The 21,320-nt window shown below is 71.2% G+C and carries 20 protein-coding genes; 14 read left to right on the plus strand and 6 right to left on the minus strand.

Annotated elements, in window-relative coordinates:
• Window positions 1–5: 5 nt before the first annotated feature.
• Together AXK61_RS03150 and AXK61_RS03155 are read right to left on the minus strand one after the other, a co-directional pair.
• Window positions 6–719, minus strand: a complete 714-nt coding sequence (locus tag AXK61_RS03150; protein ID WP_082789189.1) for a TIGR03089 family protein — start codon at window positions 717–719, stop codon at window positions 6–8.
• On the minus strand, window positions 707–2,389 hold the full coding sequence (locus AXK61_RS03155; protein WP_068743758.1) for an LCP family protein: 1,683 nt from the start codon (window positions 2,387–2,389) through the stop codon (window positions 707–709). Before AXK61_RS03155 ends, AXK61_RS03150 begins: the two co-directional genes overlap by 13 nt.
• Before the next feature lie 121 nt (window positions 2,390–2,510).
• Here AXK61_RS03155 and rfbD point away from each other — a divergent pair, with 121 nt between their 5' ends.
• The 6 genes from rfbD to AXK61_RS25310 all read left to right on the plus strand — a co-directional run bounded on the left by rfbD (window position 2,511) and on the right by AXK61_RS25310 (window position 8,441).
• Window positions 2,511–3,407: a dTDP-4-dehydrorhamnose reductase gene (gene rfbD, locus AXK61_RS03160; RefSeq protein WP_068570487.1), complete on the plus strand. Its 897-nt coding sequence runs from the start codon at window positions 2,511–2,513 to the stop codon at window positions 3,405–3,407.
• A 9-nt stretch (window positions 3,408–3,416) separates the two neighbouring features.
• Complete coding sequence (locus AXK61_RS03165) at window positions 3,417–4,343, plus strand: glycosyltransferase (RefSeq protein WP_231855410.1); 927 nt, start codon at window positions 3,417–3,419, stop codon at window positions 4,341–4,343.
• Window positions 4,344–4,351: 8 nt separating this feature from the next.
• Window positions 4,352–5,446: a mannose-1-phosphate guanylyltransferase gene (gene manB / locus AXK61_RS03170; protein WP_414929980.1), complete on the plus strand. Its 1,095-nt coding sequence runs from the start codon at window positions 4,352–4,354 to the stop codon at window positions 5,444–5,446.
• A gap of 11 nt (window positions 5,447–5,457) precedes the next feature.
• Window positions 5,458–6,240 carry an SGNH/GDSL hydrolase family protein gene (locus AXK61_RS03175; RefSeq protein ID WP_068570489.1) on the plus strand — a complete coding sequence of 261 codons (783 nt, stop codon included), beginning with the start codon at window positions 5,458–5,460 and terminating at the stop codon, window positions 6,238–6,240.
• Between the two features lie 181 nt (window positions 6,241–6,421).
• Window positions 6,422–6,670 carry a hypothetical protein gene (locus tag AXK61_RS03180; RefSeq protein WP_068570490.1) on the plus strand — a complete coding sequence of 83 codons (249 nt, stop codon included), beginning with the start codon at window positions 6,422–6,424 and terminating at the stop codon, window positions 6,668–6,670.
• A gap of 1,144 nt (window positions 6,671–7,814) precedes the next feature.
• Window positions 7,815–8,441 (plus strand): DUF3558 family protein, encoded by a 627-nt coding sequence (locus AXK61_RS25310; protein ID WP_217491763.1) that lies wholly within the window; start codon window positions 7,815–7,817, stop codon window positions 8,439–8,441.
• 72 nt (window positions 8,442–8,513) lie between these two features.
• Here the strand turns inward: AXK61_RS25310 and AXK61_RS03185 are convergent, their stop codons facing one another.
• The gene (locus AXK61_RS03185) at window positions 8,514–9,164 is read right to left on the minus strand and encodes an O-methyltransferase (protein WP_068570491.1); all 651 of its coding nucleotides are present in this window, start codon (window positions 9,162–9,164) and stop codon (window positions 8,514–8,516) included.
• 240 nt (window positions 9,165–9,404) lie between these two features.
• Here AXK61_RS03185 and sigE point away from each other — a divergent pair, with 240 nt between their 5' ends.
• The 5 genes from sigE (at window position 9,405) to AXK61_RS03210 (ending at window position 13,686) form a co-directional block, all read left to right on the plus strand.
• Entirely contained in the window at window positions 9,405–10,058 is a 654-nt protein-coding gene (sigE, locus tag AXK61_RS03190) for an RNA polymerase sigma factor SigE (RefSeq protein WP_068743760.1), read from the plus strand.
• A 121-nt stretch (window positions 10,059–10,179) separates the two neighbouring features.
• Complete coding sequence (locus tag AXK61_RS03195; protein ID WP_068743762.1) at window positions 10,180–10,554, plus strand: hypothetical protein; 375 nt, start codon at window positions 10,180–10,182, stop codon at window positions 10,552–10,554.
• A gap of 9 nt (window positions 10,555–10,563) precedes the next feature.
• Window positions 10,564–12,033, plus strand: coding sequence for a S1C family serine protease (locus AXK61_RS03200; protein WP_068743763.1), 1,470 nt, complete (start codon window positions 10,564–10,566; stop codon window positions 12,031–12,033).
• A gap of 47 nt (window positions 12,034–12,080) precedes the next feature.
• On the plus strand, window positions 12,081–12,551 hold the full coding sequence (gene tatB, locus AXK61_RS03205) for a Sec-independent protein translocase protein TatB (protein WP_068743765.1): 471 nt from the start codon (window positions 12,081–12,083) through the stop codon (window positions 12,549–12,551).
• A 214-nt stretch (window positions 12,552–12,765) separates the two neighbouring features.
• A complete protein-coding gene (locus tag AXK61_RS03210) occupies window positions 12,766–13,686 on the plus strand; it encodes a type IV toxin-antitoxin system AbiEi family antitoxin domain-containing protein (RefSeq protein ID WP_082789190.1) in 921 nt (306 codons plus the stop codon).
• A gap of 202 nt (window positions 13,687–13,888) precedes the next feature.
• Here the strand turns inward: AXK61_RS03210 and AXK61_RS03215 are convergent, their stop codons facing one another.
• From AXK61_RS03215 to AXK61_RS03225, 3 genes are all read right to left on the minus strand, one after another.
• Window positions 13,889–15,025 carry an Mrp/NBP35 family ATP-binding protein gene (locus AXK61_RS03215; RefSeq protein WP_068743768.1) on the minus strand — a complete coding sequence of 379 codons (1,137 nt, stop codon included), beginning with the start codon at window positions 15,023–15,025 and terminating at the stop codon, window positions 13,889–13,891.
• Between the two features lie 45 nt (window positions 15,026–15,070).
• A complete protein-coding gene (locus AXK61_RS03220) occupies window positions 15,071–16,339 on the minus strand; it encodes a lytic transglycosylase domain-containing protein (protein WP_068743770.1) in 1,269 nt (422 codons plus the stop codon).
• A 100-nt stretch (window positions 16,340–16,439) separates the two neighbouring features.
• A complete protein-coding gene (locus AXK61_RS03225) occupies window positions 16,440–17,078 on the minus strand; it encodes a dTMP kinase (protein WP_068743772.1) in 639 nt (212 codons plus the stop codon).
• Between the two features lie 73 nt (window positions 17,079–17,151).
• On the opposite strand from AXK61_RS03225, the gene mtrA reads away from it, so the two are divergent.
• From mtrA to lpqB, 3 genes are all read left to right on the plus strand, one after another.
• Window positions 17,152–17,829, plus strand: a complete 678-nt coding sequence (mtrA, locus tag AXK61_RS03230) for an MtrAB system response regulator MtrA (RefSeq protein WP_068570499.1) — start codon at window positions 17,152–17,154, stop codon at window positions 17,827–17,829.
• Between the two features lie 97 nt (window positions 17,830–17,926).
• Complete coding sequence (gene mtrB, locus AXK61_RS03235) at window positions 17,927–19,540, plus strand: MtrAB system histidine kinase MtrB (RefSeq protein WP_231855418.1); 1,614 nt, start codon at window positions 17,927–17,929, stop codon at window positions 19,538–19,540.
• Entirely contained in the window at window positions 19,530–21,314 is a 1,785-nt protein-coding gene (gene lpqB, locus AXK61_RS03240) for an MtrAB system accessory lipoprotein LpqB (RefSeq protein ID WP_068743775.1), read from the plus strand. The genes mtrB and lpqB overlap by 11 nt, the downstream gene beginning before the upstream one ends.
• Window positions 21,315–21,320: the final 6 nt, after the last annotated feature.

Raw genomic sequence — 21,320 nt, forward strand, 5'->3', positions numbered from 1 at the left:
CCGGGTCAGGCGACCCGGGCGGTGGCCTTCTCCGTGGCGAACTTGTCCATGAGCTTGCCGGCGTCGGGGTTCGACACGTGGATCACGGAGGCCGGGGCCGCGAACGGGGCCAGCAGGCCGTCGTACAGGTCGTCGACGGTGCGCCACTCCCGGGTCGAGAGCACGCGGTCGCCGGCGGCGTAGCCGGCGGAGGCGGACAGGGCGGTGGACCGCGCCACGACGATCTCGGGGGAGTCGCCCGCGAGCGCGGTGCCCGCGCCGCCGGGCGTGAAGGCGTCGGGGTGTACGCGCACCTCGGTGGTGTAGTCGTCGATGCCGGGCGGAAGGTCGGGTACCGCCTGGCCGAACGCGTCGAGGCCCACTGCGAGGAGGTCATCGACCCCGGCAAGATCCAAGGCCTCCTCGATCCGGTCCGGCGCGCAGAAGGTGACCGACCCGGAGTCGCCGAAGCGGACCTCGCACCCGGCCCACCACGCGCCGAACAGGATCCCCGCCGTTTGCCAGTGCGCCGGCAGCAGCACCCCGACGGCGTCGCCCGGGCCCAGACCGTACTGATCGCGGAGCAGGTTTCCGCACTTGGCCGCCCAGTTCCCGAGCGTGACGGCGGACAGGCCCATCCGGGCGCCGGAGGCATCGTCGTACCAGGTGAACCGGGGCGCGGCACCGTCGGCCTGGACGATCGGGACGAGGAGGCGGTCGGTGACGGTCAGTCCACGCACGGGACGCCTCCGTCCTGCTGGGCGGTGAAACCGGGCTTGTTGAGGAGCGAGCTGATGCGCGCCGCCTCGCTGGGGTCGAGCGCCTCGGTCATGCCCGGCGCGAGTGATGTGGTGGTCGTGGCGGAGTCCGATCCCGAGTCGCTCGAGGAGCCCGGACCCGAGTACCCGTCCTGGATGAGGACCTTGACGTGGCCCGACGACACCGAGGTGCTCGCGACCACGGGGAGGCCGCCGAGCAGGGCGGCCACGGCCTTCGCACCCTGGTCGTTCGACGAGCTCGCGAGTACTGCGCTCCCCGAGCTCAGGCCCGACTCGGAGGTCGACGCGTTGCCCGTCTTGCCCTGCCCGAAGCCCTTGTTGCCGAGGAAGCTCGACACGCCGCTGGCGAGGCCCGTGGTGGAGCCGCCGTTGACCACGTCCACGGTGTACGACGCGCGGTTCACGGCCGGCACCGCGGGCGAGCTCGACGGGGTGGTCATCGTCTTCGTCTTCGGCGCGTCGCCCCCGAGGAGGCCGGCCACGTAGGCCTGGACCTGCTTCGGGTCGACGACGACCACGGACTGCTGCCCGTCGTCGCTCCAGCCGTCGTCGCGGACGACGGGGACCGTCGAGAACTTGATTTTGCCCGCCGACAGGTTCGCGAGCTCCTTCGCGAAGCCCATGACGTCCCAGTCCTGATCCAGCGTGACCGAGGTGGTCAGCGCGTTCTGGAGCTGGCTGAGCTTGCTGGGGCTGGTGAGCGTGCCGGTGGAGAGGATCTTGCTGGCCAGAGAGGCCATGAACACCTGCTGCCGGGTGACGCGGTCGAGGTCGCCGCGCGGCAGACCGTGTCGCTGGCGGACGAAGCTCAGCGCCTGCGGGCCCTTGAGGGTCTGCTTGCCGGCCCGGAACCGGGCGCCCGAGTACGAGTCGTTGACGGGCTTCTTCAGGCAGACGTCCACGCCGCCCACGGCGTCGGTGAGGCGGGAGAAGCCGACCAGGCCGATCTCGGCGTACCGGTCGACGGAGACGCCGGTCAGGTCCGCGACGGTCTCGATCAGCGCCTTGCGACCCTCCTCGTTGCCCTTCTGAACAGCCGTCTTCTCGTCGTCGCCGTCCTTGATCGCCTTGTCCCGGGTGACATTCGCGGCGCCGGCGAAGGCCGAGTTGATCTTGCCCTTGCCCTGGTCGGGGATCGCGACATAGGCGTCGCGGGGGATCGAGATCGCGGTGGCCGACTTCCCGTCGTTGGGGATGCGGATCAGGATGATCGTGTCGGTGTTGAGGGTGCCGTCGTCGACGCCCGCGTTCAGCCGAGCCAACTCCTGCTTGGAGAGCGGGTTGCCCTTCGCGTCGGTGCGCGAGTCGGTACCCACCAGCAGGATGTCGGTCGCGCCGTCGGGTTTGGCGGCGAGCGTCGGACCGCGCTCGATGTCGCCCGCGAACCGGGACCACCAGAACCAGGCCACACCGGTCACGACCAGCACGACCGCCGTGATCAGCGCGATCAGGGCCTTGCCGCTGCGCTGGAGGCGTTCGCGGGTGTCGGCGGACAGGTCGGCTGCACGGGGCACCTGCCGCGGTCTCTGCGCGCCGTCGGCGCCGCCCTCGTTCTCCGCGCGGACGCTGCGACGCTTCGCGTCGACGCCGCGGGAATGGCGTGCGCCGCGTGGACTCGGGCTGTCGGACACCCACCACTCCTTGTCGCCGGGATCGGGCCCGCTTCTTCGGCCCGCTTGATCACATCCCCATAACGGTACCGACTGGACCTGGGAACTTTCGCATGCGCGGCCGTCACGTACGGTTTGCAGTGTGAACCTGGTGATCACCGGCGCGTCCGGCCAGTTGGGATCGGCGCTGGTCGGGGCGGCCGCGGACCGTGGGGTCGCGGTGCGCGCGCTCGGCCGGGACGCCCTCGATGTGACCTCGCCACAGTCGGTCGAGGGCCTCGATCTCGCGCCCGGCACGGTCCTCATCAACTGCGCGGCGCACACGGCCGTCGACGCCGCGGAGTCCGAACCCGACGCCGCCGAGGCGCTCAACGCGCTCGCGCCCGGTCTGCTGGCCCGACGGTGCGCCGCCGCCGGCGCCCGGCTCGTCCACCTCTCGACCGACTACGTCTTCGGGCCCGCACCCGTGCCGCCCCGGGCCTGGGAGCCGGGGGATCCGACGGCACCGTCGAGCGTGTACGGGCGCACCAAGCTCGCCGGGGAGGAAGCGGCCCGGGCGGCGTACCCGCGCACCGTCGTGGTCCGGACCGCGTGGGTGTACACCGGACGTGCTGCCGACGGTGCCTGGGCTCCGGACTTCGTCGGGACCATGGGGCGGCTGGCCGACGGCGGCGTGGATCCGAAGGTCGTCGACGACCAGACGGGCTCGCCCACGTACGCCCCCGACCTCGCCGTGGGCCTGCTGGACCTCGCCGCTCTGCTGTCCGCCGAGCGCGGCCGGGGCGGCGGCGTGCTGCACGCAGCGGGCGGCGGCGCGGCGACCTGGTTCGACCTGGCCCGGGGCGTGTTCGAGCGGGTCGGCGCGAACCCGGCGCGCGTCACGCCCTGCACGTCGTCGGAGTTTCCCCGCCCCGCGCCCCGCCCGGCGTACTCGGTGCTCTCGCCCGCGGCGTGGGCGGCGTGGGGACTGGCGCCCCTCCCGGACTGGCAGGACGCGCTGGACCGGGCGCTGGGCGCCACTTCTGCGACCGACCGGTAACCTGTGCGCGTGCCCGGAACCGCCGACGAGATCGCCCCACCCCCTGTGACGCTCGGGGTGGTCACCGTCACCTATTCCCCGGGCGAGCACCTCGAGAACTTCCTGACCAGCATCGACGGTGCCTTCTCCGGCGCCGCGCCGCGCGTGCTCATGGCCGACAACGGGTCGGTCGACGGTTCCCCCGAGGCCGCCGACGCCGCACACGCCACGGCGGAACTCCTGCGCACCGGCGCGAACCTGGGCTACGGCGGGGCCATCAACTTCGCGGTGGCCCGGCTGCGCGCCGACGCGGCGGCCGGCACCGCGCCGTTCCCGGACTTCCTCCTCATCAGCAACCCGGACGTCGTGTTCGGTCCCGGCTCGATCGACGAGCTGATCGCGGCCGCGGCGCGGCACCCCGAGGCGGGCGCGCTCGGTCCGCTCATCCGCGACCCCGACGGCACCGTCTACCCGTCGGCGCGCAACGTCCCGAGCATGCGGTACGGGATCGGGCACGCGCTGCTCGGCACGGTGTGGAAGTCGAACCCGTGGACCCGCGCGTACAAGCAGTCCGAGGCGGACCTGTCGGAGCGGGAGGCGGGCTGGCTCAGCGGCTCCTGCCTGCTCGTGCGCCCCGAGGCCTTCGCCGCGATCGGCGGCTTCGACGACCGCTACTTCATGTACATGGAGGACGTGGACTTCGGCGATCGCCTCGCGCGGGCCGGGTGGCGCAATGTCTACGTCCCGAGCGCGGAGATCGTGCACGCCAAGGGACACGCCGCGGGGAAGGTGCCGGAGCTCATGCTGCCCGCGCACCACGCCTCGGCGTACCGGTTCTTCGCCGACCGGCATCCCGGTCCGGCGGCCGCGCCCCTGCGCGCGGCGATGAAGGTGGGGCTGGCCGCGCGCTCGCGGATCAGTGTTCTCGCGGCGACGCGGAGACGAAAAGGGGAATGATGAGTTCGGTGGAACAGGACGCCGGGGTGGACCTCAGTGATGTCGAGGCCGTGATCCTGGTGGGCGGCAAGGGCACTCGCCTGCGGCCGCTCACTCTGTCGGCGCCCAAGCCGATGCTGCCCACGGCGGGCAAGCCCTTCCTGACCCACCTGCTCTCGCGGATCCGCGACGCCGGTATCCGCCGCGTGGTGCTGGGGACCTCGTTCAAGGCGGAGGTCTTCGAGGAGTACTTCGGCGACGGATCCGAACTGGGACTGGAGCTCTCGTACGTCGTCGAGACGGAGCCGCTGGGCACCGGCGGCGGCATCCGCAACGTGCTACCCGCCCTGAAGGCGGAGAACGTGCTGGTGTTCAACGGGGACGTGTTGGGCGGCAGCGACATCCGCGCCGTCGTGAACACGCACCGCGAGAAGAACGCCGACGTCACCATGCACCTCGTGCGCGTCGCCGACCCCCGCGCGTTCGGGTGCGTGCCCACCGACGCCTCGGGCCGCGTCACCGCGTTCCTGGAGAAGACTCAAGATCCGCCGACGGACCAGATCAACGCCGGCTGCTACGTGTTCAAGCGTTCGGTGATCGAGGAGATCCCCGCCGGGCGGCCGGTCTCCGTGGAGCGCGAGGTGTTCCCCGCGCTGCTCAACGGTGATCGCAAGCTGTACGGCCACGTCGACTACGGCTACTGGCGCGACATGGGCACCCCCGAGGACTTCGTGGCCGGCAGCTCGGACCTGGTGCGGGGCATCGCACCGTCGGCCGCTCTGGACGGCGTCCGCGGCGAATGTCTGATCCACCCCGGTGCCTCGGTGGCGCCGGGTGCGCTGGTGATCGGCGGGTCCGTCATCGGTCGCGGAGCGGAGATCGGTGCGGGCGCAAGGCTCGACGGTGCCGTCGTCTTCGACGGTGTGCGGATCGAGGCCGGCGCGATCGTGGAGCGGTCGATCATCGGATTCGGCGCGCACATCGGGCCGCGGGCGCGGATCCGCGAGGCCGTCATCGGCGACGGTGCCTCCGTCGGCGCCCGCTGCGAGCTGTTGCACGGCGCGCGGGTCTGGCCGGGGGTCGAGCTGCCCGACGGTGGCGTGCGGTTCTCGACGGACGTATAGGGGCTCCGGCGGTGGCTGACTTCCTGCGGTACGTGGCGATCGGGGACTCCTTCACCGAGGGGGTGGGCGATCCCGATCCGACGGGCACGCACGAGTACCGCGGCTGGTCCGACCGTGTCGCCGAGGTACTGGCCTCGCACTCACCGGATTTCGGCTACGCGAACCTGGCGATCCGCGGCAAGAAGATGGACCAGATCGTTGCCGAGCAGCTCGATCCGTGCCTGGAACTGGCTCCGGACCTGGTGACCGTGTACGCGGGTGCGAACGACTTGATCCGGCCGTCGGTGGACGTGGACGCGGTCGTCTCCGCCTACGACGACCTCCTTGCGCGGCTGGCGTCGTCGGGCGCCACGGTGGTCGTGTGGACGGCGGCCGATACGCACGGCAGCGGGATCTTCGGCGCTCTCCGCGGCCGGTTCGCCGTCTACAACGAGCTGGTGCGCGAGATCGCTTCCGACCGTGGGCTTCTGCTGCTCGACTACTGGCGGATGAAGGAGTACCGCGACCTGCGGATGTGGGAGTTCGACCGCATCCACATGTCGTCGCCGGGGCACGTCCGGATGGCCGCCGGCGTGCTGGACCTGCTGGGTGTGCCGCACGCGCTGGAGATCCCGGACCTGGGTCCCGCGCCGGTGATCTCGCCCGCCGAGGATCGCGAGATCAAGCGGAAGTGGCGCCGCGAGTTCGCGTACCCGTGGATCTCCCGCCGCGTGCGCGGCATCTCCACCGGCGACGGCCTGCCGCCGAAGTACCCGACGCTCATGCGCCCCGTCGGGGTCCCGGCGGACCGATAGCCTTTCCTGGAACCCATGCGTGCGGCGCATGGGTGGAAAATTTGCAGGTCAGTGGCTGTTTTCCGGAACTTGCCATGCGTCCTTCGCATGGCTCGGTGGGTCTCGGCGCCGCTGTGCGATCCCTCCCGGCCGCTCGTCGCGTCCTCATAGCGCCGTTCACTCGTCATAACGTTGCAACGCTATGAAGGAGCAGGACCGACCTGTGGACCGCGGTCCGGTTAGGGGTGAATTCGTCCGAACAGAGTGTCGCGAGCGACTTCGACTCGACCTGCCGGGGCACGACGACTTCCGTGGGATCGACCACCTCGTGTGCAGGCTCGGGGACGATTTCGTGGCAGGTCTCGTGTTGTACACGGGAACCGAGACGCTCGCGTTCGGCGAGAAGAAGCGCGCCGTGCCGGTGAGTGCGCTGTGGGAGCTCGGGCACTGAGCAGCCGGGTAGGCGGACATCGCCGACGGCGTCGCCCTGTGTGGTGTCGGACCAATGTCATCCGATCAGACGATTGTCCACTTTGAGTAGATCTGGAACGCTCGCGAAGTGCCGATGACATGGTTCTCGATGAGTGACGGAAATGTAACGCGGGGACGGGCGCGGAGGCTCGTCCGCGCGGTGGCGATCGTCTGCGCGATCGTAGGAGCGGCGACCGCGTGTCACGGTGACCGAGGCGGCTCGTCCGCTGACGGCACGGAGTCTTCGACCCGATCCAGCTCCAGGTCGTTCGACATTCCTTCAGGGTTTCGCCTGAGCATCGCAGTGCCGGATGGTTGGAACGCCTTCGACGGGGAGCTCAGTGCAGACAAGCGTCAGTACGGCCGCATGATCTATTTGACCTCTCCGGGCGGACCTACATCTGAGGCGGCTCTCAATGCTGCGGCGGGGGCGCCAAAGCCCGGCCAGGCAGCCGTCCACCAGGTAGGGGTCATCGCGTACACCCCGTGCCCGGATGCGAGTCTCGCCGCGGGGCGCTGGACGGAGGAAACCACGATGCCGTCGTCGGAGTCAGGTCCGTACGGCCGCCGTGACTTCCGGGCGAGCCGCGCATTCGCAGGTTCGGGCTGCGTGACCGTCGTCGCGACCGATTTTGCTGGGAAGGGCGAGACGCCCGCATCAACTGCAACGGACATGGCACGCGGGATGACGGCGGACGGTGGCGTTGAACTGACGCGGTCCTAGTGGGTGCACGAACAGACAATTGCGTCGGATCAGTGAGGAGGACGGGGACGTGGGGGACCTTCCACACGGCGACGGACGTCGACGAGGCGGCGGAGCGAGTGATTCGACCGCGGCGCCGCCGCGGATCATGATGCGGTTCGACAGGAGGCTCGGCGCGTATGTTCCGGAAACCTCGGAGCGCGGTGTCCCGGGTGCCGGCACTCCCGGGGCGAGTGCGCTACGGCCGGCGCATCCTGCTCAGAGCCCTGCACGACCGAGACAGCTGAACCGAACGACCGCGGCGCCGAACGGTTCGCCGTTGCCGCGGACGTCACCCTCGGACCGGATGCCTGTGCGTGCGCGTCGCCCGTCGCCGACCGACCCCACTGTGGTGAGGAGGCCTCAGCCGGTCGGGCAGAACATGCCGACACCGCCCCCGCGAGGTGTCGTTCCGGCGCCGGTTGGCAGGCGTCGTATTTCCCGGCGCGTCGTGATCGCTGGTGGGTTCGTTGGAGTCCTGGTACTCGGAGCTGCGATCGGCGGGACGGTTGCGCTCCGGTCGGGTGGTGGAGGCCCTGCCGTCGTCGCGGACGGCCAGACCGAGGGCCCCGGAGCCCCACTCACTCCGGGCACTCGTCCTGCAGGGTCGCCCTGCGATGGCATCACCAGTGCGACGCTGGCTGCGGCAGACCTGGACGTGTCGTCGCAACGCGTTTCCGAGCGCGCCAACGATGTGGAATGCGGGTGGGAGACGTCACGATACAGCTGGCGGCCGTCATTGATTCTCAGCGCGATGAGCCCGGCTTTCAGGGACCATCAGTCGTACATCAACACAGCGCGCAGTGCTTACCGGGTCACTGACGAGAATGTCGCCGGGCGTGATGCGGTGTTTCTGCACGACAGCGCCGATGCAGGGTGCAGCATCGTCGTGTCTTCCAGCTACTGGACGTATCAGATCGAACTGACACAGACGACCGGTCGGCCCGTTCCGACGTGCGCAGATGTCACGCCGTTCGCGGAAGCGCTCGTTCCTCGATTGCCTGCGTGACGCTCTCGGCGCAGGCAGGCCTGTTCGGCACCTGCGCACGGCGGACCGTCGGACATGCGCACCGTGACGCGACTACTCGTCCGGGACGAAGGCCTTCGCGGCGGCGACGAGGCCGCCGCCGAGCGGGAGGATGACGGGGAGCAGGTTCTCGTCGGCGGCGATGATGCGGGTGGCCTCACGGGCGGCGAAGGCCTCGTCGTCGTGGGCGTCGGGATCGGGGACGCGGTAGCCGGCGTCGCCGAGGTTCACGACCACGACGCCGCCCGGACGGAGCAGGCGCACGGCGTCGATGACGTAGCGCGGGTGATCGACGGGGTCCCCGTCGATGAAGATGAGGTCGTAGGCGGCGTCGGCGAGACGGGGGAGGACGTCCAGGGCGTGACCGTTGATCAGGCGGGTGCGGTTCGCGGCCACGCCGGCCTGCTGGAAGCCGATCTTCGCGGCGGCCTGGAACTCCTGCTCGGAGTCGATCGTGGTGAGCACCGAGTCGGGCCGCATGCCGGAGAGCAGCCAGAGGCCACTGATCCCCGCGCCGGTCCCGACCTCGACGACGGACTTGGCGCCGCCCGCGGCCGCGAAGACCGACAGCAGAGCGCCGACGGACGGCGACACCGCGTCGACGCCCAGGTCGGCGGCGCGTTCGCGGGCCGACGACATCGCGTCGTCCTCGACGATGGCGTTCTCGGCGTAGGTGACGAGGGCGGATGCAGCTGAATCAGACACATCGAGAGCCTAGCCGGTCGCGAACCGGTTACCCGGCCGTGACTCGATCGTTAGCTAAGGCGATGCATGCACAGCCAACACTCAGGGAGGGATCAGCACCCCCACAAGGCGACAGGGAAAGGTATCGGTCAGTGAAGAACTCTCATCGCGAGATTGCCGATCGTGGGAACAAAACGGTCGCCTCGGGAGTTCTGTCAGGTGAATAGCCCCGCTGTTCGGCGGCGGCACGAGGAGGAGCGCATGGCCCTGGCCCGCAAGGCCGGACCCCGGCAGGAGTCGCAGCCCCAGGCTGCGTACGCCACGTTCGACGACGAGCGTGCTGCTGAACCCGCAGGCACCGCCGCATTCGACGCGTCCGGTGATCGCTCCGACATGCCCTCCTGGGACGAGCTCGTCCGCGAACACGCCGACCGCGTGTACCGCCTCGCCTACCGTCTCTCCGGGAACGCGCAGGACGCGGAGGATCTCACGCAGGAGACCTTCATCCGTGTGTTCCGCAGCCTGCAGAACTACGAGGCGGGCACCTTCGAGGGCTGGCTCCACCGCATCACGACGAACCTCTTCCTCGACATGGTCCGCCGTCGCAACCGCATCCGCATGGAGGCTCTGCCGGAGGACTACGAGCGCGTACCGTCGTCCGACCCGGACCCCGGGCAGATCTACGCGGACGCCAACCTCGGCCCGCAACTGCAGACCGCGCTGGACGCGTTGGCACCGGAGTTCCGCGCCGCCGTCGTCCTCGCGGACATCGAGGGCCTGAGCTACGAAGAGGTCGCGACCACCCTCGGGGTGAAGCTCGGCACGGTGCGCTCGCGCATCCACCGCGGCCGCAAGTCCATCCGCGAGGCGCTGGCCAATCAGGGCCTGACCAGCAGCGCGGCGCTCGCGTACTGAGCGCCCGGCACGGCACCGTCGGGAACCGACGAACGGGACTCGATCCGTTGAACCCGTGAGTGCAGGTACTGTGGCGGTAGGCCGAGACGGCCGGTTGACCGGAGTAGAGGAGGGGAGCGGCGTGGAGCACCTCAGTGGCAGTTTCAAGCGCGCGTTCGCCCGCCGCCCCGGCGAGTTCTCGTCCACGGAGCACCTGGCGTACGAGGCCGTCGTCGCCTATGTCGACGGTGAGCTCCGCATGAACGCCCACCTCCGCGCCGGAACGCACATCGCGGAGTGCCCCGTCTGCGCCTCGGAGGTGGACGCGCAGCGGCAGGTCCGTGCCGCGCTCCGCGAGTCCGGCGAGATCACCGTCCCGCACCGGCTTCTGGGCCAGCTCGCGCAGATCCCCACCGAGTGCCACGGTGCCCCGTTCGAGGGCTTCCCCACCTTCCAGCCCGAGTCGTCGCGACGCGACGCGCGCAACAAGCGCGGCCGCCGGCGGAACGCTCGGTAGATTCGACTCGTGACGTCCGATTCCGACGCCCAGCGTCCCCGGCTGGAGCCGCGCCCCACGCACCGTCCCTCGGTCTCGGAGGGCGAGCAGGTGGTCTTCGGTCGGCCCGACGGGGTCGACGGTGCCTTCGCGCCCGACGCGGTGCGCCGCGCCGTCGACGGCCGCCCGCAGCCTCGGGCCGCGGCCCCCGATCCCGTGCTCACCGAGGCGTTCTCCCGCCCCGCCGGCAGCGCGGACGCCCTGCAGCGCGACCCCTACGCCGGCCCGCTCGACGCGGAGCCCGAACCCGAGCCCGCCGACCCGTGGCGCGACACCGAGTCGCTCGCCGCGCTGGGCGAGCCCGGCGTCAAGGCCCCGCCGCGGGCGGAGCCGCAACCCGACCCGGAGCAGCTGGGCGTGCGCGACGTGCTCTTCGGTCGTCGCGTGTCCGTCCGCGCGCTCGTCGTACTCGGGGTGATCGCCCTGGTCATCGGCCTGCTGGGCGGCGCCATCGGCCGGGTCACCGGCACCACGATCCAGAAGCTGACCGATTCCCGGGTCACGCTCCCCGTCGACGACACGAAGGTCACCGACCAGGGCGCCATCGCCGACATGGTCTCGAAGGTCGGCCCCAGCGTCGTCACCATCGAGGTGCGCACCCGCACCACCGGCGAGACCGGGTCCGGCTCGGTGATCAACGCCGAGCGCGGCTACATCATGACCAACAACCACGTCATCGAGACGGCGGCCACGAACAAGGACGCCAAGATCGAGGTCGTGTTCTGGAACGGCACCCGCACCCCGGCGCAACTCGTGGGCACCGACCCGAACACCGACGTCGCGGTGATCAAGGTCGCCGTCAACGGCCTGCAGCAGATCTCCCGCGGCGACTCCGGGCAGCTGTTGCCCGGCCAGCAGGTCGTGGCGATCGGCTCCCCGCTGGGGTTGCGGCGCACCGTCACCTCCGGCGTGGTGTCCGCGACGCACCGTCCGGTCCAGGGGCCCGCCGACGGGCCCAACCCGCCCGCGGCCTTCGACTCCGTGCAGACCGACGCGTCGATCAACCCCGGCAACTCCGGCGGCCCGCTGCTCGACCTCAAGGGCCGCGTGATCGGCGTCAACACCCTCGGGCTCGCGCCCGGCGGCGGGTCGATCGGCCTCAACTTCGCCATCGCCTCCAACGTGGCGTTCCCGATCGCCGAGGCGATCATCCGGGGCGACAAGGTGGTGCACGCCGACCTCGGCGTCAACGGCCGCGAGGTCAGCAACGACACCGCGACCGGCGTGCGCGTCGAGAACGTCAAGAAGGGCGGCGCCGCCGACAAGGCGGGCATCCGCGAGGGCGATGTCATCACCAAGGTCGGCGACACGGAGGTCGCCGAGTCCGCGGACCTCATCGTCGCGATCCGCGCCGTCGGCGTGGGCAAGGAGACGACGGTGACGGTGGCCCGGGACGGCCGTCAGGTCCCGATCAAGGTGACGCCCGAACCGCTGAGCTGAGACGCCGCCCCGTGCGCGCGGTCCTGAGCTTCCCGTAGCATGGCGGGGTGTTCTCGAATCTCGGCATGGGGGAGATCCTCATGCTGGTCGTCGTGGGTCTGGTGATCCTGGGGCCGGAGCGGCTTCCCGGGGCGGTCAACTGGTTCTTCACGGCCATGCGGCAGGTGCGCGACTACGCCACCGGCGCCACGCAGCAGCTCAAGGACGAGATGGGCGGCGACTTCGACGCGATCCGTGAGCCCCTCCAGCAGATCCAGAACCTGCGCGGAATGACGCCCACCGCCATCGTCACCAAGCACCTCCTGAACGGAGACGACACGGTGGTCCGCGAGATCACCGATCAGGTGCGCTCCACCGCCGACTCGCTCAACCTGCGCAAGGTGGTCGACGGTGCCGGTGCATCCGCCGCGGCGTCGGCGCCGCTCGAGGTGCCTGCCGGCCCGATCCCGACGATGCCGCGGATGCACAAGCCGCTGCCTCCGGAGGAGCGCCCGCCGTTCGACCCCGACGCCACATAGGCCGCCTACGAGTTTCGGCAGCGCGCTGCCGAGATTCGTGACCGCTGCCTGCACCCGGCAGCGTTGGAGGAATCCGTCAGCGTCGGTAGGACTTTCGGCAGCGTTCAGCGCGAACGATGCGGTCGTCCGGGGCGCGCCTGTGGATAACCACGAATCTGTGGAAAGTGGCCCCGCGAAGCGCGGCCGGAGGTCGGCGGTGGGGTTCACTGGCCGCATGGGGGAGATGTGGACACGACGGCAGCTCAGGGCGATGGGGTGGAGCGACACCCGGATAGCGCGAGCCGCCGAGCAGGAGTTCGAACGGCTGGCACATGGTGTGTACGGCGTCCGCGACGACGGAGCCCCGCAGTGGGTGCGCGATCGCGATCGGGTACGTGCGGCGGCGCTGACCTGTGAGGCGGTGGTCAGTCACGAGAGCGCGGCATTCCTGCACGGCATCCCGTTCCTGCGTCCGGACAGGCGCTACGTCCACTTCACGATCGACCGCACCAGCGGCGGTTGGAAGCGGCGCAAGCAGTACGTGCACGCTCGCCCGTTGCCCGCGGATCAGGTCGCGATCCTCGACGGCGTGCGCGTGACCTCCCGGTGTCGGACCGCAGTGGACGTCGCGATGTCCGGCGGACTGGAGCGCGGCGTCTGTGCGTTCGACGCGGTCCGGCTCGTTCCGCGGTTCCCGCAGCCGCGTGATCCGGAGCCGATTCCCCTCGCTGAGCTACAGGAGTGCCTGGAATCACTGGCTCGATGCAGGGGCGCGGCTACGGCTCGTCGAGCCCTCGAGTTGTCGGTCGAATGTAGTGAGTCGGCGGGAGAGTCGCTGTCCCGCATGCAGATGCTGACCGCCGGCCTGCCGATGCCGCACCTGCAGACCCCGCACGTACTCCAGGACGAGCTGTTCTACGCGGACTTCGACTGGGGACGCGTGACAGGCGAGTTCGATGGCCGCGCGAAGTACGGCGACGAGCCCGAGGAGATCGATGCCGCGCTCGCCGAGGAGAAGCGCCGCCACGAGCTCTTCGCCGTCGCCGGGATCGAGGTGGTCCGCTGGCGCTGGCGCGTGCTGAACACGACAGGCGGTCTTCGTCGGCTTCTTCTGCCGGCGCTGGCGCGCGGCGGACTGATCGAGGCCAGTGCGTGAGCGCGCCCCGCGCCCGCGGTTTCGGCAGCGCGCGGACGAGACTGTTCAACGCTGCCGATCGACGGCAGCGCTCACGAATGTCGGCAGCGCGCTGCCGAAACCCTCCGTACCGACGACGGGCGTAACCGCTGCGGCCAGCCGTGAACCGCCGCATCCGGAGGTGGACCGCCATGACCGGCGGTGACCAGTGGCGGACCGTCGGCTACAGGTGGCGGGTGGTGTCGATCCCCAGCGACATGCCGGCCAGGCCGCGCTTGCGGACGGCCAGCCTGTCGGCGATGCCGCGCAGGGCCGCGCCGGTGGGCGAGTCCGGGTCGGACAGCACCACGGGCGTTCCCGCGTCGCCGGCCTCGCGCAGCTGCGGATCCAGCGGGATCTGGCCGAGCAGCGGCACGTCGGCGCCCACGGCCCGAGTGAGCCTGGCCGCGACCTGCTCGCCGCCGCCGGAGCCGAAGACGTCGAGGACGGTGCCGTCGGGCAACGTCAGCCCCGCCATGTTCTCGATGACGCCGGCCACGCGCTGGCGGGTCTGCAGCGCGATGGCGCCGGCCCGCTCGGCGACCTCGGCGGCCGCGGTCTGCGGGGTCGTGACCACGAGGATCTCGGCGCCGGGGATGAGCTGCGCGATCGAGATCGCGACGTCGCCGGTGCCGGGCGGCAGGTCGAGCAGCAGCACGTCGAGATCGCCCCAGAAGACGTCGGCGAGGAACTGCTGGAGCGCGCGGTGCAGCATCGGGCCGCGCCACACGACGGGGGTGTTGCCGGTGGTGAACATCGCCACCGAGATGATCTTCACGCCGTGCGCTTGCGGTGGCATGATCATCGAGTCGACCTGGGTGGGCCGCGCGTCGGTACCCATCATCCGCGGAACGGAGTGCCCGTAGATGTCCGCGTCGAGCACGCCCACGGACAGTCCGCGAGCGGCCAGCGACGCCGCGAGGTTCACGGTCACGGAGCTCTTGCCCACGCCGCCCTTGCCCGAAGCCACCGCGTACACGCGGGTCAGCGAGCCGGGCTGGGCGAACGGGATGACGGGCTCGGCCTTGTCGCCGCGCACAGTCTTGCGCAGCTCGGCGCGCTGCTCGTCGTTCATCACGTCCAGCTCGACGCGCACCTCGCCGGTGCCGGGCACGTCCGCGACGGCCGTCCGCACACGGTCCACGATCTGCGTACGCATGGGGCAGGCGGAGGTGGTCAGGTACACCTCGACGTCCACCGACGAGTCGGCCTGCACCGCGACCGACTTCACCATCCCCAGATTGGTGATCGGCTTGCCGATCTCGGGGTCGTTCACGGTGGCCAGGGCCGACCGGATCGCGTCTTCGGTTACCGCACTCATAACGTCCTCCATCGTATCCGCAGGCCCGGGCCGCGGAAATCCGCCTCAGCGCGGGGGACGGGGCACCGTCGGCGAGGACGACGGTGCGGCCGGCTGGGACGACCGCGTGGGGCGACCGGACGGCGCCGCCGGACGGACCGAGGAGGGAGTCGGTGCCGCGGTCGACGCGCCGGTCGACGGTCCGCTCGGCGCGATCGCCAGCGCCCCGCCGGGGCCGATCGGGGCGGGCGTCGAGGGCAGGGCCGGGCCCGACGATGGTGCGCCGGCGGGGCTCGGCACCGGGCTCGGGCAGTCGACGACGGTGGGGAGCGGCTTACCGTCGGCCCCGAGGGCCGCGGACGACGGTGCCGCCGGTCCCGAGGGCTTCGCGGAGCGCGTGACCGACGGGGCGGCGGACGGCGAGGGCGTCGGCTTGGCGGACGGAGCGGCGGAGGGACGGGTCGCGCCCGAGGGGCGCGCGGCACCGGCGGGGGTGCCGCACCCGACGATCACCACCTGGCCGGGCGGAAGCGGTTTGGGCAGCTCCTTCGGCGGGGCGACGGGGGCGGTCATGTCGGGGATGCCGCCCACCGGGATCGCGCGGTCCTTGTACGCCTTCGCCCAGGCCACGACGTTGTCGACATACGAATTCGACTGGTTGTACGCGAACACCGCCACCCGCTGCTGCGCCTCGGACTGCAGGTCGGACGCGCTGGAGCACAGGTAGCGCGCGGCGCCGTACGCGGCGTCGCGGACGTTGTCGACGTCGGCCCTGCCGTCGCCGGAGTTGTCGCCGCCGAACAGCGCCCAAGTGGTCGACAGGAACTGCATCGGGCCGAGCGCCCGGGCGTACCCGGCGCCGTCGCGGATCACCGCGTTGCCCGCCAGCGTGCCGTCCAGCGCCGGCCCCTCGATGGGGGTGAGGGTGCGTCCGGAGGCGTCGACGTTGCCGCCGTCCGCGTGCCCCGACTCGATCCGGCCGATCGCCGCGACGAGGCTCCACTCGATGCCGCAACCGGGCGCCTCGAGAGCCATCCGGTCGGCCGCGGCCTGGTAGGCCGCGTACGCGGCGCCGGGGATGCCGAGCGGGCCGGGCGCGACCTTGACCGCCTCGGGACGCGGGGGAATGGGGACGTGCCGCGGTGCGGGCGCGGGCGGCGCGTCCGACGGTGTGGGCGGGCGCAGGTCCGCGATGCCGATCGCGGCCTGGGCGACGAGCTCGGGCCCGGTGGTGCGCGCCGGCGTCGGGGCGTGGATCGACGCCGCGTCTGCGCCGGCGACGCCCAGCAGCAGCGCTGCGGCGCCCGCAGCGGCGCCGGCCCCGAGGATCCGCACGGTCGTCCCTTCCGGTTACTGACGAGTCAGTTTCGTGTCGCACGGTACTGCGCCGTAGTACCGGTGCGGGTGGGACTTACATGAATAACAGGGCTGATCTTCAGGAAAGCGCGGCGATCGCGTCGGCCAGTGTTTCCGGGGCGTCGTGCGCGCCGTGGATCCGCCACGGCGAGACCCACGCGGACTCGGCGAGGCCGGTGTAAACGGCGCCGGTGCGCGTCTGCAGGCCCGCGTCCGTCTCGTACGCGTCCCGCGCGCGGGTGGCGTCGCTCTTCTCCCGCCACTCGGCCCGCTCCGCAGCGAGAGCCACGCCCACGTCCAGGTACACCTGCAGGTCCGGGACGGGCAGGCCGAACCGGCTGAACTCGGTCTCGCGGACCCACCCGGCCACGGCACCGTCGGCGCCCTCGTGCAGGCGGGCCGCACTGTAGGCGGCCGAGGAGGCGGCGTACCGGTCGAGCAGCACCACGTCGTGCTGCTCGAGCGCGGCGCGGATGTCCGGCGCCGCGGCCTGCCGGTCGAAGGCGAAGAGGAGGCCCATTCCGTACACGGATTCGGCGACATCGCCGTTGCCGCCGCGCAGCGCCTCCGCCGCCAGGTCGGCGAACTGCGTGCCGTAGCGGGGGAAGGCGAGCGCGGCCACCGTCAGGCCGCGCGTCGTGAGGCGCTCTGTGACCGCGCGGGTGAGCGTGTTCTTCCCGGCACCGTCGAGGCCTTCGATCGCAACGAGTCGTCCCATGGCCGCCGATCGTATTCACCGGTGGACGGTGTCGCAGAACCGGACACGCCGCGCGAGGTGACAGTATGGATCCATGAAACCCCGCATCCTGGTGATCGACGACGATCCCGCGCTGGCGGAGATGCTCACCATCGTCCTGCGCAACGAGGGCTTCGACTCGACCGTGGTGGGCGACGGCACGCAGGCCCTCAGCGCGGCGCGCGAGTTCCGGCCGGACCTGGTCCTGCTCGACCTCATGCTGCCCGGCATGAACGGCATCGACGTGTGCCGCGTGCTGCGCGCCGACTCGAGCGTCCCGATCGTGATGCTCACCGCGAAGGCCGACACCGTCGACGTGGTGCTCGGGCTGGAGTCGGGCGCGGACGATTACGTGATCAAGCCCTTCAAGCCGAAGGAGCTCGTCGCGCGGGTGCGTGCGCGGCTGCGCCGCACGGACGACGAGCCGAGCGAGCTGCTGTCGATCGGCAACGTGATCATCGACGTCCCGGCCCACAAGGTCACCCGCGACGGCGAGGTGATCCAGCTGACGCCCACGGAGTTCGACCTGCTGGTCACGATGGCCCGCAAGCCGCGCCAGGTGTTCACCCGCGACGTGCTCCTCGAGCAGGTGTGGGGGTATCGCCACCCCGCGGACACGCGCCTGGTGAACGTCCACATCCAGCGGCTGCGCGCCAAGATCGAGAAGGACCCGGAGAACCCGGAGATCGTGCTCACGCTGCGCGGGGTCGGCTACAAGGCGGGTCCGGCGTGACGGGACCCCACCGATCGTGAGGGCGCGGGCCGGAGCGGCCCGGCTGGCGGACTGGCTGCGGGAGGCGGTGCGCGCGGTCCGTTCGGACCCCGCGGTCGTGCTGCGCGACGGTGCGCGGTACGCGGCGATGGGCCTGTCCTACGCCGGGCGGGTGTGGCGGCGGTCGCTGCAGCTGCGCGTCGTGACGCAGACACTGGTGCTCAGCCTGACCGTGCTGCTGCTGCTGGGGTTCGTGCTCACCTCGCAGATCGCCAAGCAGCTCATCGACGCCAAGTTGACCGCCGGCAAGGAGGAGACGGCCCGGGTCAAGCAGAGTCTGGAGATCGCGCTCGGGCGCAGTGAGCCGCGCACCGAGGGCGTCGAGTCCGTGCTGCGCAGCGTCCGGTCGAGCCTGGTCAGCCAGGGCCTGGACGTGGGGCCGACGGCCGCGCGGTCCGGCAACTACGACCCGGTGCTGATCGTGCCGCACGGCGCCGGCCGGCAGCCCACGGTGTCGGGGAACGAGACCGAGGTCCCGCAGGCCCTGCAGAACTTCGTCCGCAGCGGGCAGACCGCCTACCAGCACGCGACGGTGACCGATACGACGGGCCGGTACGGCAAGGTGCTGGTGATCGGCACGCCGGTGCAGTCCTCGATCCAGGGACTCGAGCTGTACCTGGTGTTCCCCCTGACGCAGGAGGAGAACACCCTCACGCTGATGCAGGGCACGCTGTACACCGGGGGTGGCGTGCTGCTGGTGCTGCTCGCCGCGGTGAGCCTGCTGGTCGCGCGGCAGGTGGTGCTGCCCGTCCGGTCGGCCGCGCGGATCGCGGTGCGGTTCGCGGAGGGGCGGCTCAAGGAACGCATGCCGGTGCGCGGCGAGGACGACATCGCCCGGCTCGCGATGAGCTTCAACGACATGGCCGAGTCGCTGTCCAAGCAGATCAACCAGCTCGAGGAGTTCGGCAATCTCCAACGCCAGTTCACCTCCGATGTCTCGCACGAGCTGCGGACGCCGCTGACCACAGTGCGCATGGCGGCCGACATGATCGCCGACTCCGCCGACGAACTGGACCCGGGCCTGCGCCGGACCACCGAGCTGATGCAGAAGGAGCTGGACCGGTTCGAGACGCTGCTCGCCGAGCTGCTGGAGATCTCCCGGCACGACGCCGGCGTCGCCGAGCTGCACTCCGAGCAGATCGACATCGAGGTGCCGATCGCCTCGGCCCTGGCCACCGTCCGGCACCTCGCCGAGCAGTCGGACACCGAACTGATCCTCGACATGCCGGACGACCCCGTCATCGTCGAGGCCGACACGCGCCGCGTCGAGCGGGTGCTGCGCAACCTGCTGGCCAACGCCATCGACCACAGCGAGGGTAAGCCCGTGATCCTCACCATGCGCGCCGACGACGATGCCGTTGCCGTCACCGTCCGCGACTACGGCGTGGGCCTGCGGCCCGGGGAGGAGAAGCTGGTGTTCAACAGGTTCTGGCGCTCGGACCCGTCGCGGGTGCGCCGCTCCGGCGGCACGGGCCTGGGCCTGGCGATCAGCATCGAGGACGCGCGCCTGCACAGCGGGCGGCTCGAGGCGTGGGGCGAACCCGGCAGCGGGTCCTGCTTCCGGCTGACCCTGCCCCGTGCGCGCGGCGGCAAGGTGACGGTGAGCCCGCTGCCGCTCAAGTCGACGATGCGGCGCGCCGGCGGCACGGAGGGGAACTCCGATGACGCGTAGGCTCCTCGCGGTCGCGCTCGCGGGGCTGCTGCTGCTCACCGGCTGCAGCAACATCCCGGATTCGACGAATCCCCGGGTGATCGGCGACCTGGGCGGCGGGACCACCGCCCCAGACCGCGACCTCGGGCCGCGGCGCGATGCGCAGCCCGAGACGATCGTGCGCGACTTCCTCAAGGCCAACGCGGTGGCGGACGGCAACTACGCCGCATCGCGGAAGTTCCTGGTGCAGAACGGCGCGGGCAACTGGCAGGTGCCCAAACAGGCCGTCGTCGTCAAGGACATCGACGTGCTGCCGGGCGAGCGCTCCGCCAACCTCATCAAGGCGACGATCCGCGCCCAGGCCACCGGCTTCTTCGGCGCCGACGGCACACTCGAGCCGACCACGCAGTCCATCACGCAGAACGTCCAGTTGGTGCAGGTCGACGGGCAGTGGCGCATCCAGGGCCTCAGCTCGGTCGGCGACACCCCGATGCTGGTCATCGACACGACGCAGTTCCGCTCGGTGTACCGGCGTCACCTGCTGTACTTCCCCGATCCGACGGGCCGGACCCTGGTGCCCGACGCGCGGTGGCTGGCCAGCCCGCGCCCGAAGCTCGCCGCGGACCTGCTCATGCTCCTGGTGCGCGGTCCCCGCGCGAGCCTCAAGGACGCGGTGCTCAACCCGTTCGGCAGCTCCGCGGCGGTGCGCGGCGCCGTCACCGACGCGAACGGCGACCAGCGCGACCCGGGCGTCGGCTTCGCCGGTGTCCACGTCGACTTCACGGGCCTGCCGCGCGTCGAGCCGGACGTCGCGAGGCTCGTGGCCGGCCAGGTCGTGTGGTCGCTCCAGAGCGCCGAGGTGCAGGGCCCGTACGTGATCACCGTCGACGGAACGGCGCTCGACGAGAAGCACCAGGCGGGCTGGAATCCCAACGACGTCGCATCGCTCAGCCCGAACGCGTCCTCGGATCTCGCCGTCGGCCTGCACGGCGTGCTCGACGGCCGCTTCGTCAAGGTCTCGGGCTCGCAGGTGACGCCGGTCGCGGGGCCGCTGGGGGCGAGTACCTCGATCCGCTCGGTCGGGCTGTCGAGTTCTGGTCGGCAGGTCGCCGCGGTGCTCGACACGGGCGCGCGCGGCGGGCCCGGTACTTCCCTGGCGCTGGGGCCCTACGGCGGCGTGCCGACCCAGGTCCTCACCGCCGCGGTCTCCATGACGCGGCCCTCGTGGACGCCGGACGACACCGGCGTCTGGACGGTGGTCGACGGTGCGCGGGTGGTCAAGCTACGACTGGACCAGACGACGGGCGAGGTCTCGAGCTCGGACGTGGACTCCGGCGAGGTGGCGGCGGCCGCCCCCGGGCCGATCACGGAGCTGCGGCTCTCGCGCGACGGCGTCCGGGTAGCGCTCGTGGTCGGCGGTCGCGCGCTGGTCGGCGTCGTGCAGACGGCACAGACGGGGCAGACGAGGATCACGCACCTGCAGTCGGTGATCACCGACCGGGAGCCGGCGGCCTCGTCGATCGACTGGCAGACCGGCGACCAGTTCGTGGTCGGCCGCAACACCTCGGATTCGCCGGTGCTGATGGTGCGCTACGACGCCGGCGATACGACGCCCCTGCCGAGCCGCAACCTGTCGCCGCCGGTCACGAGCGTCGCCGCGTCGAGCTCCACGGTGTACGCCACCGACTCGTCGGGTGTGTGGGAGATCGGCGTCGCGCCGGACAACGACGCGCAATACTGGAGCCAGGTGGATCGCCTGGCGGGGGGCCGGGCGAACCCGGTGCTGCCGGGGTAGTCGCGC

It is taken from the genome of Tsukamurella pseudospumae, assembly GCF_001575205.1.
GTDB lineage: Bacteria > Actinomycetota > Actinomycetes > Mycobacteriales > Mycobacteriaceae > Tsukamurella > Tsukamurella pseudospumae.